The sequence below is a fragment of the Halococcus salifodinae DSM 8989 genome, from assembly GCF_000336935.1.
Classification (GTDB): Archaea; Halobacteriota; Halobacteria; order Halobacteriales; family Halococcaceae; genus Halococcus; species Halococcus salifodinae.
Map to the genome: position 1 here is coordinate 286,245 of NZ_AOME01000051.1, position 15,136 is coordinate 301,380.

At 65.9% G+C, this 15,136-nt stretch carries 11 protein-coding genes; 6 read left to right on the plus strand and 5 right to left on the minus strand.

The annotated features are described in order from the left end of the window. Positions 1 to 33: 33 nt before the first annotated feature. The gene (locus C450_RS08660; RefSeq protein ID WP_005042686.1) at positions 34 to 1,347 is read right to left on the minus strand and encodes a TAXI family TRAP transporter solute-binding subunit; all 1,314 of its coding nucleotides are present in this window, start codon (positions 1,345 to 1,347) and stop codon (positions 34 to 36) included. A gap of 154 nt (positions 1,348 to 1,501) precedes the next feature. On the opposite strand from C450_RS08660, the gene proS reads away from it, so the two are divergent. Together proS and gltB are read left to right on the plus strand one after the other, a co-directional pair. Beyond that, positions 1,502 to 2,962 carry a proline--tRNA ligase gene (proS, locus tag C450_RS08665; RefSeq protein ID WP_005042690.1) on the plus strand — a complete coding sequence of 487 codons (1,461 nt, stop codon included), beginning with the start codon at positions 1,502 to 1,504 and terminating at the stop codon, positions 2,960 to 2,962. A 146-nt stretch (positions 2,963 to 3,108) separates the two neighbouring features. Next, on the plus strand, positions 3,109 to 7,722 hold the full coding sequence (gene gltB / locus C450_RS08670; RefSeq protein ID WP_005042692.1) for a glutamate synthase large subunit: 4,614 nt from the start codon (positions 3,109 to 3,111) through the stop codon (positions 7,720 to 7,722). Between the two features lie 156 nt (positions 7,723 to 7,878). Here the strand turns inward: gltB and C450_RS08675 are convergent, their stop codons facing one another. After that, positions 7,879 to 8,394, minus strand: coding sequence for an SHOCT domain-containing protein (locus C450_RS08675; protein ID WP_005042694.1), 516 nt, complete (start codon positions 8,392 to 8,394; stop codon positions 7,879 to 7,881). A gap of 64 nt (positions 8,395 to 8,458) precedes the next feature. Continuing rightward, entirely contained in the window at positions 8,459 to 8,623 is a 165-nt protein-coding gene (locus C450_RS22075; protein ID WP_161606949.1) for a hypothetical protein, read from the minus strand. Positions 8,624 to 8,838: 215 nt separating this feature from the next. Between C450_RS22075 and C450_RS08680 the strand changes: the two genes are divergently transcribed. Continuing rightward, positions 8,839 to 9,828 carry an NAD-dependent epimerase/dehydratase family protein gene (locus tag C450_RS08680; protein ID WP_005042697.1) on the plus strand — a complete coding sequence of 330 codons (990 nt, stop codon included), beginning with the start codon at positions 8,839 to 8,841 and terminating at the stop codon, positions 9,826 to 9,828. A 17-nt stretch (positions 9,829 to 9,845) separates the two neighbouring features. Here the strand turns inward: C450_RS08680 and C450_RS08685 are convergent, their stop codons facing one another. Continuing rightward, positions 9,846 to 10,727, minus strand: a complete 882-nt coding sequence (locus C450_RS08685; protein ID WP_005042700.1) for a winged helix-turn-helix domain-containing protein — start codon at positions 10,725 to 10,727, stop codon at positions 9,846 to 9,848. 219 nt (positions 10,728 to 10,946) lie between these two features. On the opposite strand from C450_RS08685, the gene C450_RS08690 reads away from it, so the two are divergent. The 3 genes from C450_RS08690 (at position 10,947) to C450_RS08700 (ending at position 13,944) form a co-directional block, all read left to right on the plus strand. Continuing rightward, positions 10,947 to 11,810, plus strand: coding sequence for an ABC transporter permease (locus C450_RS08690; protein ID WP_005042703.1), 864 nt, complete (start codon positions 10,947 to 10,949; stop codon positions 11,808 to 11,810). Beyond that, a complete protein-coding gene (locus C450_RS08695; RefSeq protein ID WP_005042705.1) occupies positions 11,807 to 12,754 on the plus strand; it encodes an ABC transporter ATP-binding protein in 948 nt (315 codons plus the stop codon). Before C450_RS08690 ends, C450_RS08695 begins: the two co-directional genes overlap by 4 nt. A gap of 131 nt (positions 12,755 to 12,885) precedes the next feature. Next, the gene (locus C450_RS08700) at positions 12,886 to 13,944 is read left to right on the plus strand and encodes an NAD(P)-dependent glycerol-1-phosphate dehydrogenase (RefSeq protein ID WP_005042707.1); all 1,059 of its coding nucleotides are present in this window, start codon (positions 12,886 to 12,888) and stop codon (positions 13,942 to 13,944) included. Between the two features lie 55 nt (positions 13,945 to 13,999). Here the strand turns inward: C450_RS08700 and C450_RS08705 are convergent, their stop codons facing one another. Beyond that, positions 14,000 to 15,019: an AIR synthase family protein gene (locus C450_RS08705; protein WP_005042710.1), complete on the minus strand. Its 1,020-nt coding sequence runs from the start codon at positions 15,017 to 15,019 to the stop codon at positions 14,000 to 14,002. Between the last annotated feature and the right edge of the window lie 117 nt (positions 15,020 to 15,136).

Consider the following 15,136-nt stretch of genomic DNA (forward strand, 5'->3'; position numbering starts at 1 on the left):
GCTCACGGCCCGTCCGGCGGCCGCGTCAGCAGACTACGAGGCGTTGGTGTCGGTCGTGTTTCCGGCGTCCGATGCGGTCGTTTCGGCCATCGACGTGCTGTCTTCCGTCGTATTGCCGGACGCGTTGCCGCCGGTCATGTTTCCATCCGACGTGGTCATCCCGCCGTCGGTCGTGTTCCCATCCGAGGCGTTGGTCGCGTTGCCAGCGCCACCGGCCGACTCGAAGTACGCCGCCGCACCGGGGTGGAGTTCGATCGACATCCCCTCCTGGGCGGAGCCGGCGCTGATGAACTCCGTCTTGATCGTGAGATCGGAGACGTTGTCGAAGATCGCGGCGGTCACGGTCTCGACGGTGGCCTCGGGGACTTCGGTGGTCGTGGCGATCATCGCCTGCACTGCGACCGTCGGCTTCGCCTCATCGATGCCCGCGTAGGTGCCGCCGGGGATCTCGTCGTCGGCGAAGAAGCTGGCGGCCTCCTTGACCTGCTGGCGTTCCTCGCCCTCGATGGGGACGATCCCGATCGAACTCGTCTCGGCGAGTTCGGCGATCGCGCCGACCGGCCAGCCGCCGACGATGAACGCGGCGTCGATGTCGCCGTTCTGGATCTGCTCGGCCGCCTGCGAGAAGTCGGTGTTCTGCTCGGTGAAATCCGAGACGCCGATCGCTTCGAGGATCGTGAGCGCGTCGACCTGCGTCCCGCTACCGAGGTCACCGGTGTTGATCGTCGCGCCGCTCAGATCCGCAATCGACGCGATATCGCTGTCGCCCGGCGTGACGACGGTGATGGTTTCGGGGTACAGCGTCCCCACACCCCGTAGGCTCTCGATGGCGTTGCCTTCGAAGGCCTCGATCCCCTCGCCGTTCTTCGCGAACGAGGCGATGTCGTTCTGGATCAGCGCGAAGTCGGCGGAGCCGTCCGAGAGGCTGCCGACGTTCTCGACCGATGCACCCGTCGAGCGAACCTGGAGGCTGAAGTCGGTGTTGTCCTCGACGACCTGCTTGATCTCGTTCGAGAGCGGGAAGTACGTCCCGCCGGTGCCGCCAGCGTCCCAGACGAGGTTGCTGCTGCCGCCCCCGCCACCGCCGGACTCGTTTCCGCTCTCGTTGCCCCCGCCGCTTTCCGTGCCGCTTCCGGATGTGGTGTCCGCCCCACCGGAGGCGGTCTCACCGCCACCGGAACCGTTGTCGCCCGAGCCGTTCTCGCCGCCGCCACCGCCGCTACAGCCCGCGAGACCTGTCGCACCCACGACGCCGACCGCGCCGGCCGTTTGCAGGAACCGCCGCCGCGAGGTGTTCCGAGTTCGATCGATCGTGTCTCGTCGGTCGTTGGCGTCTTTCTCTGCCATTCGTGATGGATTCGTCCGCGCACAAATCAACTTACCGGATAAATAGTGCAAGACGTATGAGGACGACGATCGACTGTCGCGCGTCTCGATCCAGCGTTCGCCGCGTTCGACCGAACCACACCGCGTTTAAGCCGCCCCGGAAACAGCAGTACGTATGAGCGAGCCGGAAACACAGGAACTCGGCATCACCGAGTCGAAGGAGCACAGCCCCGGCGAGTGGTACGCCGAAGTCGTCCAGAAGGCGGGTCTCGCGGACTACGCCCCGATGGGCGGGTTCATCGTCACGCGCCCTCGCGGGTACGCGCTCTGGGAACGCATTCAGGACCATCTCGACGGCTGGTTCAAAGAGACGGGGGTGGAGAACACCTACTTCCCCATGTTCATCCCTGAGAGCTACCTCGAACGCGAGAAGGAGATCGTCGAGGGGTTCGACCCCGAGGTGGCGTGGGTGACCCAGGCCGGCAGCGACGAACTCGACGAGCGCCTCGCGGTCCGCCCCACCAGCGAGTCGATCATCACGCCGTTCATGAGCCAGTGGATCAGGAGCCACCGCGATCTCCCGATGCGGCTGAATCAGTGGTGTTCGGTGGTCCGCTGGGAAGCAACGGATACGAAGCCGTTCATCCGGACCAAGGAGTTCCTCTGGCAGGAGGGCCACACCGCCCATCGCGACGAGGAGAGCGCGTGGGAGGAGACGATGCTCCGCCTCGACCAGTACCGTCGGGTCCACGAGGAAGTACTCGCGCTCCCCGTCCTCGAAGGTCGAAAGCCCGAACACGACAAGTTCCCCGGCGCGCACACCACCGCGGCGATCGAATCGCTGATGCCCGACGGCAAGGCACTCCAGTCCGCGACCAGTCACTACCTGGGTGATGGGTTCGCCGAGGCGTTCGACGTGACCTACGTCGACGAGGACGAGAACGAGCACGTCGCCCACACCGCCTCGTGGGGGCTGTCGTGGCGCGCACTCGGCGGGATGATCATGACCCACTCGGACGATCAGGGACTCAGCCTCCCCCCGACGCTCGCGCCCGAACAGGTCGTCATCGTCCCGATCTGGCAGGAAGACACCCGTGACGAGGTGCTCGAATACGCCGCCGACCTCGCCGCCGAACTCGACGAGGCGGACGTTCGAGTGGAGCTCGACGATCGCGACGAGCGCAATCCCGGCTTCAAGTTCAACGAGTGGGAGCTGAAGGGCGTCCCGCTCCGGATCGAGATCGGGCCGAACGAGGTCCAGAGTGATGAGGCGACCGTCGTCCACCGCCCCGACGGTGAGTCCGCGGTCGAGGACCGTGAGGGGATCGTCGAGGCGGTCAGCGACCACCTCGACACGATTCACGCGAAGCTCTACGCCGCCGCCGAGCAGGACCTCGAAGAGAACGTTCGCGAGGCAGAGAGCCGCGACGAGCTGCTGGGAACCATCGGTCGCCACGGCGGGATCGTGAAGACCGGCTGGTGTGGCGACGAGGACTGCGAGGCCGCGATCAAAGACGAGATCGCCGCCGAGATAGTGATGGTGCCGCTGGAGCGCGACACCGACCCCGTTCACGAGGAGTGTGTCGTCTGTGACGATACGGCAGTCGAGACGGCGTACTTCGCCAAGTCGTACTGACTTCGTCACTACTCCCTCATGTTTCGAATTTTCTGAGAGAGTTTGACAGCCGTCCGTCAGAAATACAAACTACCTTATTTGGTACAGGCACACATATAGTCTTTCAGGGACAACCTCTTATTTGCCAGTGGGGTAGCGGGCCGCATATGACCGATCAACCGTTCTCCGGAGAGCGTTCGGCGGCCACTGCAGGCCTCGCCGATCCCACGGACGTACGGGCGAACTGTGGTGTTGGCGTCGTGATGGACCTCGATGGCGGGGCCGATCGTTCGGTCGTCGCCGACGGGCTCGAACTCCTCACGAACCTCGAACACCGCGGGACGACCGGAGCCGAGGAGTCGACCGGCGACGGCGCGGGAATCATGGTCCAGACCCCACACGACTTCTTCGCCGACGAACTCGATATTTCACTTCCCGATACCTACGCGGTCGGTTCGCTGTTCTTCCCGCAGGACGACGGAGCACGCGAGGAGCTACAGACCCTCGTCGCCGACACGCTCGCCGAGCACGATCTTGCAGTGCGTCACTGGCGGGCGGTCCCGACCGACAACAGCGATCTCGGACAGACGGCGCTCGACTCCGAACCCGCCGTCTATCAGGCGTTCGTCGTTCCTGAGAACTCGATCGACGACGAAACGTTCGGCCATCGGCTGTACGTCGGTCGGCGCGCCATCGAGAAGCGAATCACGGAGCGCGATCTCGACGGAAGCGAGCGCTTCTACGTCTGCTCGCTCGATCGACAGACGCTGGTCTACAAGGGCCTGCTGAAGGGCGACCAGGTCGCCGGCTACTACCCCGACCTCACCGACTCTCGACTCCACTCGACGTTCGTCCTCGTCCATGCGCGCTTCTCGACCAACACGCTCGGCGCGTGGCATCTCGCCCATCCGTACCGGGGCATCATCCATAACGGCGAGATCAACACCATCCAAGGGAACGTCAACTGGATGCGCGCGCGCGAGACCGACGTCAGCACGGAGGCGTTCGACGTAGACGCCGTGAAACCCGTCATCGCCGACGAGAACCAATCGGACACCGCGAGCGTCGACAACGCCTTGGAACTCCTCATGCAGTCGGGCCGGGATCTGCCCCACGCGCTGCGACTCCTGATCCCGGAGGCGTTCCGCGGCGAGGATCACGAGATGAGCGACGACCGCGAGGCGTTCTACGACTTCCACGCCTCGCTCTCGGAACCGTGGGACGGCCCCGCGCTGGTGGCAGCCACCGACGGCACCCGAGTCGGGGCGGTGCTTGACCGCAACGGGTTCCGACCCTGTCGGTACGAGGTCACGACCGACGACCGGCTGGTGATGGCAAGCGAGACCGGCGCGCTCGATCTCGATCCGGCCGAGGTCAAGGAGCGCGGCCGGCTCGAACCAGGCCAGCTGTTCCTCGCCGATCCCGAAGAGGGTCGGGTCGTCCCCGACGCGGAGGTGTTCGACGACCTCGCCGATCCGAAGTACGCCGAGTGGATCGAGCAGGAGCAGGTCCAGCTCGACGGCATCGCCGGCGAGGCGGCGCACGAGCACGCCGATCGCGAGCCACACGAGACGGTCGACGGGCTGCGCGCCCACCAGGCGCTCTACGGCTACACCCACGACGAGCTCGACAACCTGCTCGAACCGATGGCGACCAAAGGGAAAGACCCCGTGGGGTCGATGGGCGACGACACTCCACTCTCAGTTCTCTCGCAGTTCAACCGCCCCCTCTTCACCTACTTCAAACAGCTGTTCGCGCAGGTCACCAACCCGCCGCTGGATTACATCCGCGAGGAGCTCGTCACCTCGCTCGAAACCAGGCTCGGCCACCAGCGCAACCTCCTCGACGAGTCGCCCGCTCACGCTTGCCAGCTCGTGTGTGACTCGCCAGTGCTCTCGGACGCCGCAACGGCCGCGATCAAGGGAATGGACGGCGACGGCGCGAACGGCCTCACCACGAAAACGATCGACATCACGTACGAGCCCGCGGACGGGACCGACGGGGCCGGCGACCTCGAAACCGCGGTCGAACGCGTCCGCGAGGCGGCCACCGCCGCGGCCGAGGCGGGCCACGACGTGCTCGTGCTCTCCGATCGGGCGGCGAGCGACGAGCGGGTGCCGATCCCGAGCCTGCTCGCGACCGGCGGGGTCCATCACCACCTCGTCCGGAACGGACTCCGGAACCACGTCGGTCTCGTGGTCGAGTCCGGTGATCCCCGGGCAGTCCACCATCTCGCGACGCTCGTGGGCTACGGCGCTGGCGCGGTCAACCCCTACCTCGCCTATCAGACCATCGCGGACCTCACGGCTGGCGCGGATGGCGCGGCGCGTGAGGAGGCGGTCGCGTCGTACGTCGACGCGCTCGAAGACGGCCTGCTAAAGATCATGTCGAAGATGGGGATTTCCACCGTCCAGAGCTACCAGGGCGCGCAGATCTTCGAGGCCGTCGGGCTGGATTCGGATTTCGTCGTGGAGTACTTCGAGGGCACGGCCGCCCGGACGGAGGGGATCGGGCTCGACGAGATCGAGGCCGATCTCCACGACCGCCACGCGGTCGCGTTCGGCGACGACCCCGACATCGAGCGCCAGGGCGAGTACGAACACCGATCGGACGGCATCTTCCACGAGTGGAATCCAAAAAGTGTCGGCGCGCTCCAGCAAGCCGTCCGGCGGGGCGACTACGAGCAGTACCAGGAGTTCGCCCAGCTGATGAACGACCAGAACGAGGAGCTCCAGACGCTCCGGGGCCTCCTCGAGTTCGACAGTTCCCGAGAGCCGATTCCGATCGAGGAAGTCGAACCGGTCCACGAGATCGTCGAGCGGTTCTCGACGGCGGCGATGAGCCTCGGGAGTCTCTCGCCCGAGATGCACGAGACCAATGCAATCGCGATGAACAGGCTGGGCGCGAAATCGAACACCGGCGAGGGCGGCGAGCCACCCGAACGGTTCGGCACCGAGAAGGAGTGCAACGTCAAACAGGTCGCGTCGGGGCGGTTCGGCGTCACCTCGGAGTATCTCTCCTCGGCCGACGAGCTCCAGATCAAGATGGCCCAGGGGAGCAAGCCAGGCGAGGGCGGCCACCTGCCAGGCAAGAAGGTCAACGAGATGATCGCGCACGTTCGGTACGCTACTCCCGGAGTCGGGTTGATCTCGCCGCCGCCGCTCCACGACATCTACTCGATCGAGGACCTCAAACAGCTCATCCACGACCTGAAGGCCGCGAACCCCGACGCCGACATCAACGTCAAACTCGTGAGTGAGGCGGGGATCGGGACGATCGCGGCCGGGGTGGCGAAGGCGAACGCTGATGTCGTCCACATTTCGGGCCACTCCGGAGGCACGGGTGCGAGCCCCCGCACCTCGATCAAGAACGCGGGACTGCCGTGGGAGCTCGGACTCGCCGAGGCGAACCAGCTGCTTCGGGAAACCAAGCTCCGCTCTCGTATCCGGGTGTCTGCCGACGGCGGGATGAAGACCGGTCGCGATGTCGCGGTTGCGGCGCTGTTGGGCGCGGAGGAGTACATCTTCGGGACCGCATCGCTCGTGACCTCGGGCTGTGTGATGGCCCGACAGTGCCACGAGAACACTTGCCCGGTGGGGGTAGCGACCCAGCGCGAGGAGCTCCGCGACCGATTTCCTGGCGAGCCCGAACACGTCGTGAACTACATGACGTTCATCGCCCAGGAGCTCCGCGAGATCATGGCCGATCTCGGCTTTCGTACTGTGGAGGAGATGGTCGGCCGGCCCAGCCACCTCCGCCAGCGCGACGACGTCACCCAAGAGAAGGCGAAGAAGCTGGATCTCTCCGCGGTGCTCGCCGAGCCGTGGGCCGATGGCGACGCAGATAGGGACGGAGATGAAAGTGGTGACGAGCAGCGGACCAAGACCAGGGAGCAGAACCACGAGATCGACGGCCAGCTCGACCACGACCTGATCGCCGACGCCGAGCCCGCCATCGAGCGCGGCGAACCCGTCCATCTCGACCGGGAGATTTCGAACGTCGACCGTGCGGTCGGCGCGACCCTCTCGAACCGGATTTCGAACGCTCACGGCGGCGATGGGCTCGACGAGGACTCCATCACCATCGACTTCGACGGCGTCGCGGGCCAGAGCTTCGGGGCCTTCCTCGCGGCGGGCGTCACGATGAACCTGACTGGGACCGCGAACGACTACGTCGGGAAGGGGCTCTCGGGCGGGAAGCTCGTCGTCAACACGCCCGAGCGAGCGCCGTACGAGCCCGAGAAGAACGTTCTGATCGGCAACGTTGCACTCTACGGCGCGACCGAGGGCGAGGTGTACGTCAATGGGAAAGCCGGTGAGCGCTTCGCAGTCCGGAACTCCGGCGTGAAGGGCGTCGTGGAGTCGGTCGGCGACCACGGCTGCGAGTACATGACCGGCGGGGCGATCGCGGTGCTCGGCGAGACAGGCAAAAACTTCGCTGCCGGAATGTCCGGCGGGGTCGCGTACGTCCTCGACCGCGAGGGCGACTTCGAGTCGTCGGTCAACCACGGCATGGTGAGCACCACTCGGGAACTGGAGGACAAAGACGAGGAAATGCTCCGTCGACTGGTCGAGAACCACGTCGCCTACACCGGCTCGGATCGGGGCGAGTACGTCCTCGACAACTGGGAGTCGGAGCTAGAACACGTCGTGAAAGTGATGCCCGACGCCTACGCCGAGGTCATCGCCGAGCGCGAGAGCGCCGACGTGCGAACGCAGCCGCCCGCCCACGCGACGACCGCGGGCGGCGAGCGGCCGGTCGTCGAGGGCGGCGCGGACTGAGACGGCCAGCGACGATCGACTTTGCAGCCGGCGCGCGGGAGCGCGTGGCCTGCGGTTCTCAGTTGTACCGTGATTCGTAGCGGACGTGTTTCGCGCGACTGATTCCGTGTGAAAGTGATGGATCGGTTGTCCGAACGCCCCGAAATCGACTGTCGCTCAGGACGATCGCTCGTCCAGAACGGCATCGCGCTCGCGGGCGGCGGTGGCGTCGTCGACCGATTCGTTCGCCACCAGGCGGTCAAGCTTGCGCTCGAACGTCGTCTCGTCGATCTCGCCCGCGACGTACCGGCGTTTCAGGTCGTCGAGGGCGTCCTCGGCCGACGGCTCCGGCGGCGAAACCACTCCCGACAGCCCGACTCCGTCGATCGCCGGGTACTTGCGTTCGACGCGCTCGGCCGCCGACTGGAGCCGCTTGCTCCGTGGGATCGACAGCCGGCGCAGCAGCGACCAACTGAATCCGAGCCCCGAGATCACCGTGGTCACCACCAGCACGGCCACGATGGGGAGATAGGGAAACGCGAGCCCGGACAGAACGCCGACGGCTCCCGCCCCGCTGCCGAGTGCGGTCGAGACCACGAGTCCGACGTACCCGAGCACGACGGTCAGAAGAATACCGGAGACGAGCAACACCCCCAGCCAGACGGCGAGCGCGTTGTCCCGAAGCCAGTCCATATGGTGATCGGCGTCGGCCAGCTATCTATATCTCACGCTCGTCGCCGTTCGATGGCGGCGTCGGCTAGCGGTGCTTCGGTCGGACGACGCGCCGGAGACCGCCACGACGGCGGAACAGCCGCGTCAGGAACCGCTCGATTCGAGTCGGCTCGGCGGACGCCTGGGGCATCGCCGGAAGATATGGTCTGAACTCGTTTCGGTCGTTCTTCTGCGTGGATCGCTTCTCCATACACCTGGTTAGCTCCGGAGGGATTTAACTTCTGTTAGATAAAGTTTGCCATTGGCAAAATAGTGGGTTACATAGTGAGTTTCGCACACGGTGAACAGTAGACCGAGGGCGACCCCCGATCACCGGAACCGTGAGCACGACGAGCCGTTCACACCGAGTGAAACCAGTCGTCGCGACCGACAACTGTTATCTCGCGGCCGCCCGCAGGGTCGTCGATGTCTCACGCCATGATCATCGGCGGCACGCGCTTCATCGGCCGCCACACGGTCCGGGAGCTACTCGACGACGGATACGACGTCACCGTCTTCAACCGCGGGAACCACGAGAACCCGTTCGCCGACGACGAGGCCGTCGCGCACGTCGCGGGCGACCGGACGAACGAGAACGCGGTCGAACGCGCCGCCCGCGAGGTCGATCCAGACATCGTGATCGACTGCGTGGCCTACCATCCGGGCGAGGTGCGCCACGCGACCGACGTGTTCGCCGACTGTGAGGCCTACGTCGTGATTTCGAGCGGGTCGGCCTACGACGACGAAGAGATCCCGAAACGCGAGGACACGACCGCGCTCCACGGCTGCACCGACGAGCAGGCGGCCGACGACTCGATGGACAGCTACGGCCCCCGAAAAGCCGAGATCGATCGCGCGGTCGCCGCGGCCGCCGACGAGGGCGTGAACGCGATGAGCGTCCGCCCGCCCGTGGTCTACGGACCACACGACTACACCGAGCGGTTCGACTACTGGATCGATCGAGTAGTCAATCACGACCGCGTGATCGTCCCCGGCGACGGCGACTCCCTCTGGCATCTCGTGTTCGCACCGGACGTGGCGAGCGCCCTCCGAACGGTGGCCGAGGAAGGCACGCCTGGTGAGACCTACAACACCGGCGACCGCCGACTGCCGGTGCTCTCGGAGTGGGTCGAGCTGATCGCCGACACCCTCGACACCGAGATCGAGATCGTGACGGCGAACGAGCGCGAACTCGGTGCGGCCGACCTCGCGCCCGACGACTTCCCGCTCTACCGGTCGTATCCCCACGTCCTCTCGACCGCGAAACTCGCGGAGCTGGGCTGGGAAGCGACGCCGATCGGGACGGCGCTCGAACGGACGGTCGAGGACCACCAGGCGAGCGATCGCACCGGCCGTGAGAACGGCCCCGATCGAGAGGCCGAGGAGCGCGTGCTCTCGGTGTTGGATACGCTCTGAACGACGGGCTCGTCCAATCAGTCGGTGTCGACGACCGCCAGTTCGTCGTCGAGAACTAGCCGAAGCACGTCTCCGCTGAGTTCGAACTCGATGGCGATCCGGATCGGATCCTCAGTGAGAACGGTGCCGGTTGAACTGTCCTGAAAGCTGATTTCGAGCGTGCTACGCTTCCGGATGTCGATGCCGTGCTCGTGGTAAAACGAGACCACTGCCGGGTGGTCGAGGACGGCGATCGAGACCGGACTCCATGCATCCATTCCGCACCGAGCGCAGGAAAACCGCGCGAACAGTACCTCGGTGGTCTCCCCCTCGGCGAGTCGCGGCGACGGCGTAGAGGGAACGGTTGTCTCCATCGGTCCCCAACAGTGCGGACAGGACCCTTCACGGATCTTTTCGACCATGCGCCGCGTGTCTCGGTCTGCGAGCGCGAGGAGATCGTCCATCGTGCGTCCGAGCGCCGCACCGGGCGGCAGCGCGTTCGCACTGATCATCCCGTGCTCGGGACATTCGAGCCGGAAGAACCCATCCTCGTAGACCGCTTCGATGGCCGCCTCGTGTTCCGGACACTCCTGATCGGTCTCCGTCCGACGTGGTTCGATGCGTTCGGTGTAGGTTCCCGCGCGGATCGCGCCGGCGAGGTAAAAGCCCGCGTTCCGGAGGACGTACTCGCCGTCGAGTTTCCCGACGAAGTGGTCCTGAAGCGCCTGCAGATGGTAGTTGAACGTTCCGGCGTCCTCGACACCGACCGCCTTGCGGAGTTCGGCGAACGGAAGGCCCGCAACGCGCCACTCGGTCCGCCGGGGCTTCGCTAACTCCTCGATGATAGCCAGCCGTGTCTCGTGGCCTAGCACCTCGAAGGCCTCCGTCGGCGTGGGTCGCCGCTCCGCTTGAGCGCTCATACCTGAACTGGCGGGGCGTCGTGCAAAACCTTTCTGCGCATACAGTTCAAATCCGTAACTGGAGTGCTCTCCCGGAAAGCGATAAGTGACGAACCAACGACGTGCTGATCGAATGAATCAATGTGGATCGTTCGCACGAACAGACGCGAGGCTGGACGAACCGACTGACACGGACGACACCGCCGTTTCGGTCGTCTGTCCTGGGCCCAACCGATAACGATGGCGACGGACACCGAACCCACCACGACCGTCCAGGACCGATACGAACCGACGACGGCCGTCCCGTGGCTTCACCAGGTGAAGGCGTTCGCGCTCCGGACGCTCCGGGAACTGTTCCGCAACCGGAGCGCCCTGTTCTGGGGCCTCGTCTCGCCCGTATTCTTCTACGTGTTGTTCGGCGTCATCGTTCCACAGGGCCCGTCTTCGGGCGCATACAAGGCGTCGAACGCCGTCGCGTTCGGGGTGTTCGGAGCGTTCAGCGTCACACTCGTCATCTTCGCTGCCACGTTGAGCGCCGATCTCACCAACAAGCGCTATCGGAAGCTTCGTTCGCTGCCGATCGCGCCGTCAGCCGACGTTCTCGGCCGATTCGTGGGTGGGTTCGCCCTTGCTGTGGTATCGTTTTCGCTCGTACTGGCGGTGGGGCTCGTCACCGGAGCGTCGTTCGCGCTCCGGGGACTGCTATCGATACCGATCGTGCTGACGAGCCTGTTTCTGTTCTGTCTGCTCTCGGTGGCGGCCGCCGTGCTGGTCGCGGCGGTGATCGACGAGGGCGAGTACATTGTCGGCGTGACGAACATGCTCGTGCTCGGCCTCTTTTTCGTGACGGGCTACAACGGCCTCGTCCCGGGACTGATGCCCGAACCGCTGCCCGGACTCGTCAACTACGTCCCGAACGCGCTCGCGGCGCGGCTCGGGATCTATCACCTCACGACGATCGGGCCGAACGGACCGCTCTCGCCGCCCCCGCTGCCGACCGGGCCGGAGTATCTCGCGCTGCTCGCTGGGTACACCGTCGTCATCGGAGCGGTCGCATCGGTGGTCATGCGCCGCTACATCTATGCAGGCGACGGGGGTGAATGAACGTGACTGACGATCGAACGACGGCTGCCACGGACGCCGGGGATCACGAGATCGACCGAACCGATTCCGAGGCCGTCATCGAGGCTCGCGGCGTGACGAAACGTTTCGACGGTGACGGCGGAGGGGTTCTCAGCGGGATCGATCTCGACGTCCGGAACGGCGAGACCACGGTACTGATGGGACCGAACGGTGTCGGCAAGACGGTGCTCCTGGCGTGTCTCGCGGGCGGCCTCCATCCGTCGGCGGGCGAGATACGAGTGTTCGGCAAGCAACCTTCGTTCGCCGGCGCGCAGCTCTCTTTCATGCTCCAGAACGCCCTCGCCATCCCCGAACTCTCCGGTCGGGAGAACCTCGAATACTACGCCGACCTCCATCCCGCCGCAACCGGTGAATGGCGAGCGATCGCGGAGCGACTCGATCTCGCCGACGATCTCGACCGCAAGGTGCGGGACTACTCCAGCGGAATGGTTCGCAAGCTCGAACTCGCGGCCACGCTGAGCGTCGACGTGCCGCTCTATCTACTCGACGAGCCGACCGCGGCACTCGATCTCACGACGGTCGATCGGTTCCACGCGCTGCTCGAAGAACGGGCGGACGATGGAGCGACGGTCGTCATGACGAGTCACACACCCCGGGACGCCCGCGCAGCCGACCGAGTGGTCTTCGTCGCGGACGGTCGGATCGTCGCGGACGACGGCTCGGAGGCGCTGCTTGATGGTGTACCGCCGATCGTACGGACGACGGCCCGTGCTGACATTGAGAAAGTCCGTGAGTTGGTTCGCACCGGGCGATTTTTCGAGGGTGACGCCGGCCGCCGCGGATTCCTCGGACCCGATGTCGAGGCCGAGCGGGCCGCAGCCGACGACGGGATACACATCGAGGAGCCGTCGTGGACGGATCTCTTCAACTACTACGCCCACGTCGTGTCGGACGAACGAACCTGATGGTTGTGTGATCCGGCAGGTGATTCTCGCTCACTGTGGACGGTACCGAGAGGGAGTCCGGGAGACGATTTGTGTGGTGAATTCCCGATCCGGAGAGAAAACGGTTTGGCTCGTGCCACCGAGAACGCGTCATGTTCGACAAATCGACGTGGATCCGTCTCCCACGAAACGTCGTGGTTGGCCACGGCGTCCTCTCGCAAACCACTGAGGCCGTGGCCGAGCTCCATCTCGCCGGACGACCCCTGATCGTCACCAGCCCCACAGCTCAGGAAGTGGCCGGCGAGCGTGTCGTCGAGGGGTTCGCCGCCACGGGAACGGAGCCCGCGACGGTCGTGGTCGAGGAGGCGAGCTTCGGGGCAGTCGAGCGGGTGATCGAGACCGCCGAGGCGGAGGAGGCGGGCTTTCTCGTTGGCGTCGGCGGCGGCAAGCCGATCGACATCGCGAAGATGGCGAGTGACTCGCTGAGCATGGGGTTCGTCTCGGTGCCGACCGCCGCGAGCCACGACGGGATCGTCTCGGGGCGTGGCTCGGTTCCCGAGGGCGACACCCGCCACTCGGTCGCCGCCGAGCCGCCCTTGGCGGTGATCGCCGACACCGAGATCATCGCCGACGCGCCGTGGGAGCTGACGACGGCGGGCTGTGCCGACATCATCTCGAACTACACCGCGGTCCGGGACTGGCGACTCGCAAACCGTCTCCAGAACGTCGAATACTCGGAGTACGCGGGTGCACTCAGCCGGATGACCGCCGAGATGCTCGTCGACAACGCCGACTCGATCAAGCAGGGGTTGGAGGAGTCGGCGTGGGTCGTCGTGAAAGCGCTGGTCTCCTCGGGGGTCGCGATGAGTATCGCGGACTCCTCGCGGCCGGCCAGCGGCGCTGAACACCTCTTCAGCCACCAGCTCGACCGAATCGCGCCGGGCGCGGCGCTCCACGGCCACCAGGTCGGTGTGGGTTCGATCTTGACTGAGTATCTCCACACCGGCGACGAGGGCCAGTGGCGGAACGTCCGCGACGCGCTCGCCAGGATCGGCGCACCCACCACCGCCGAGGATCTCGGCATCGACGAGGCCGACGTGATCGAGGCGCTCACGACCGCCCACGGGATCCGGGATCGCTACACCATTCTCGGCAACGGGATGAACGAGGCCGCCGCGCGCGAGGTTGCGAGCGTGACCGGCGTCGTCTGAGCCACCGAAAACGACGTCGGCCGACGCGACGTTTCGAGCGACGCGACGACTACGACTACGACTCCTTCTCCCCGGCGGCGTAGTCGGCGTACACGCCCCACGAGGAATCGACGGCCGGGCGCTCGATCCGTTCGCCGTCGACGTGCGCGCCGGCTCCCTCGGCAACGGTGCCGACGACGGCCGCAGTCGTCTCCCGATCGTCGAGCGCCGCAAGAACGCTTTCGACGTTTTCCGAATCGACCGCGATCAGGAGAGAGCCGGAGCTGGTCGCCGTCCACGGATCGATGTCGAGGTACTCACAGACGGGCTCGACGCCGGGCCTCATTGGCACTGCCTCGCGGTCGACATCGAGGCGGACGCCCGCGCTCCCGGCGACCTCACAGAGCGCGTTGGCAAGCCCGCCTTCCGTGACGTCGTGCATCGCGGTGACCGGCCCAGCGGCCGCGGCGGCGAGCGCGTCCCGAACGGTGTCGGTGTCGTCAAGTCGTTTCCTGGCGGTTTCGAGTGTCGTTGCAGGGAGGTCCATTCGATCGCCGAACAGCGTCGTCAGGAGGCCGACCGCCTCGACGGCGGGGCCGGTCGTGAGCACGAGTCGGTCACCTGGTTGCGCGCCGTCGGGCCTGACGATTTCGTCGGGATCGCCGACCGCGAGCGCGGTCGCGCCGCCGACCCACGGGAACGAACAGCCCTCATACCGCGCCGTGTGTCCCGCCACGACGCTCGTCCCGAGATCGGTGGCTTCGCGGTCGATCGCCGCCCAGAGCGTCGCGAACTCCTCGTCGGTTATCTCCGGGGGTAAGCTGAAGTTGATCGAGAGAAACGAGGGTGGAAGGCCGCTGACGGCCACGTCGGCGAGCACCACGTCGAGCGCGAACCGGCCGGCCCGTTCGAACCCCAACTGAGGAAGGATCGAAATCGGATCGGTCGCGACCACGACGCCCCGTTCACCGATCTCCAGAACTCCGAAATCGACCCCGTGCTGCGGTCCGAGTGCGACATCTGCCCGATCAGCGCCGAGGCGCGGATAGATGTGCTCGTCGAAGAAGTCGGCGTCCACCTTTCCGTAGTCGGCCATGCGGAAACGGGGGCGAGTACCGACAAAACCGTGTCCATCGATGCGCCAGCACCGGGCCTCCGTTCGGGACAGAAGGGCGCGAACCGTCACGCCGAACAGCGGTGGCCGTTTCGCGGA

What these genes read in the sequence shown, in the direction of transcription:
- C450_RS08660 (WP_005042686.1), bottom strand. Translation starts at nt 1,347, where the DNA reads ATGGCAGAGAAAGACGCCAACGACCGACGAGACACGATCGATCGAACT.
- C450_RS22075 (WP_161606949.1), bottom strand. Translation starts at nt 8,623, where the DNA reads ATGGAGAAGCGATCCACGCAGAAGAACGACCGAAACGAGTTCAGACCA.
- gltB (WP_005042692.1), top strand. Translation starts at nt 3,109, where the DNA reads ATGACCGATCAACCGTTCTCCGGAGAGCGTTCGGCGGCCACTGCAGGC.
- proS (WP_005042690.1), top strand. Translation starts at nt 1,502, where the DNA reads ATGAGCGAGCCGGAAACACAGGAACTCGGCATCACCGAGTCGAAGGAG.
- C450_RS08700 (WP_005042707.1), top strand. Translation starts at nt 12,886, where the DNA reads ATGTTCGACAAATCGACGTGGATCCGTCTCCCACGAAACGTCGTGGTT.
- C450_RS08685 (WP_005042700.1), bottom strand. Translation starts at nt 10,727, where the DNA reads ATGAGCGCTCAAGCGGAGCGGCGACCCACGCCGACGGAGGCCTTCGAG.
- C450_RS08695 (WP_005042705.1), top strand. Translation starts at nt 11,807, where the DNA reads ATGAACGTGACTGACGATCGAACGACGGCTGCCACGGACGCCGGGGAT.
- C450_RS08680 (WP_005042697.1), top strand. Translation starts at nt 8,839, where the DNA reads ATGTCTCACGCCATGATCATCGGCGGCACGCGCTTCATCGGCCGCCAC.
- C450_RS08690 (WP_005042703.1), top strand. Translation starts at nt 10,947, where the DNA reads ATGGCGACGGACACCGAACCCACCACGACCGTCCAGGACCGATACGAA.
- C450_RS08675 (WP_005042694.1), bottom strand. Translation starts at nt 8,394, where the DNA reads ATGGACTGGCTTCGGGACAACGCGCTCGCCGTCTGGCTGGGGGTGTTG.
- C450_RS08705 (WP_005042710.1), bottom strand. Translation starts at nt 15,019, where the DNA reads ATGGCCGACTACGGAAAGGTGGACGCCGACTTCTTCGACGAGCACATC.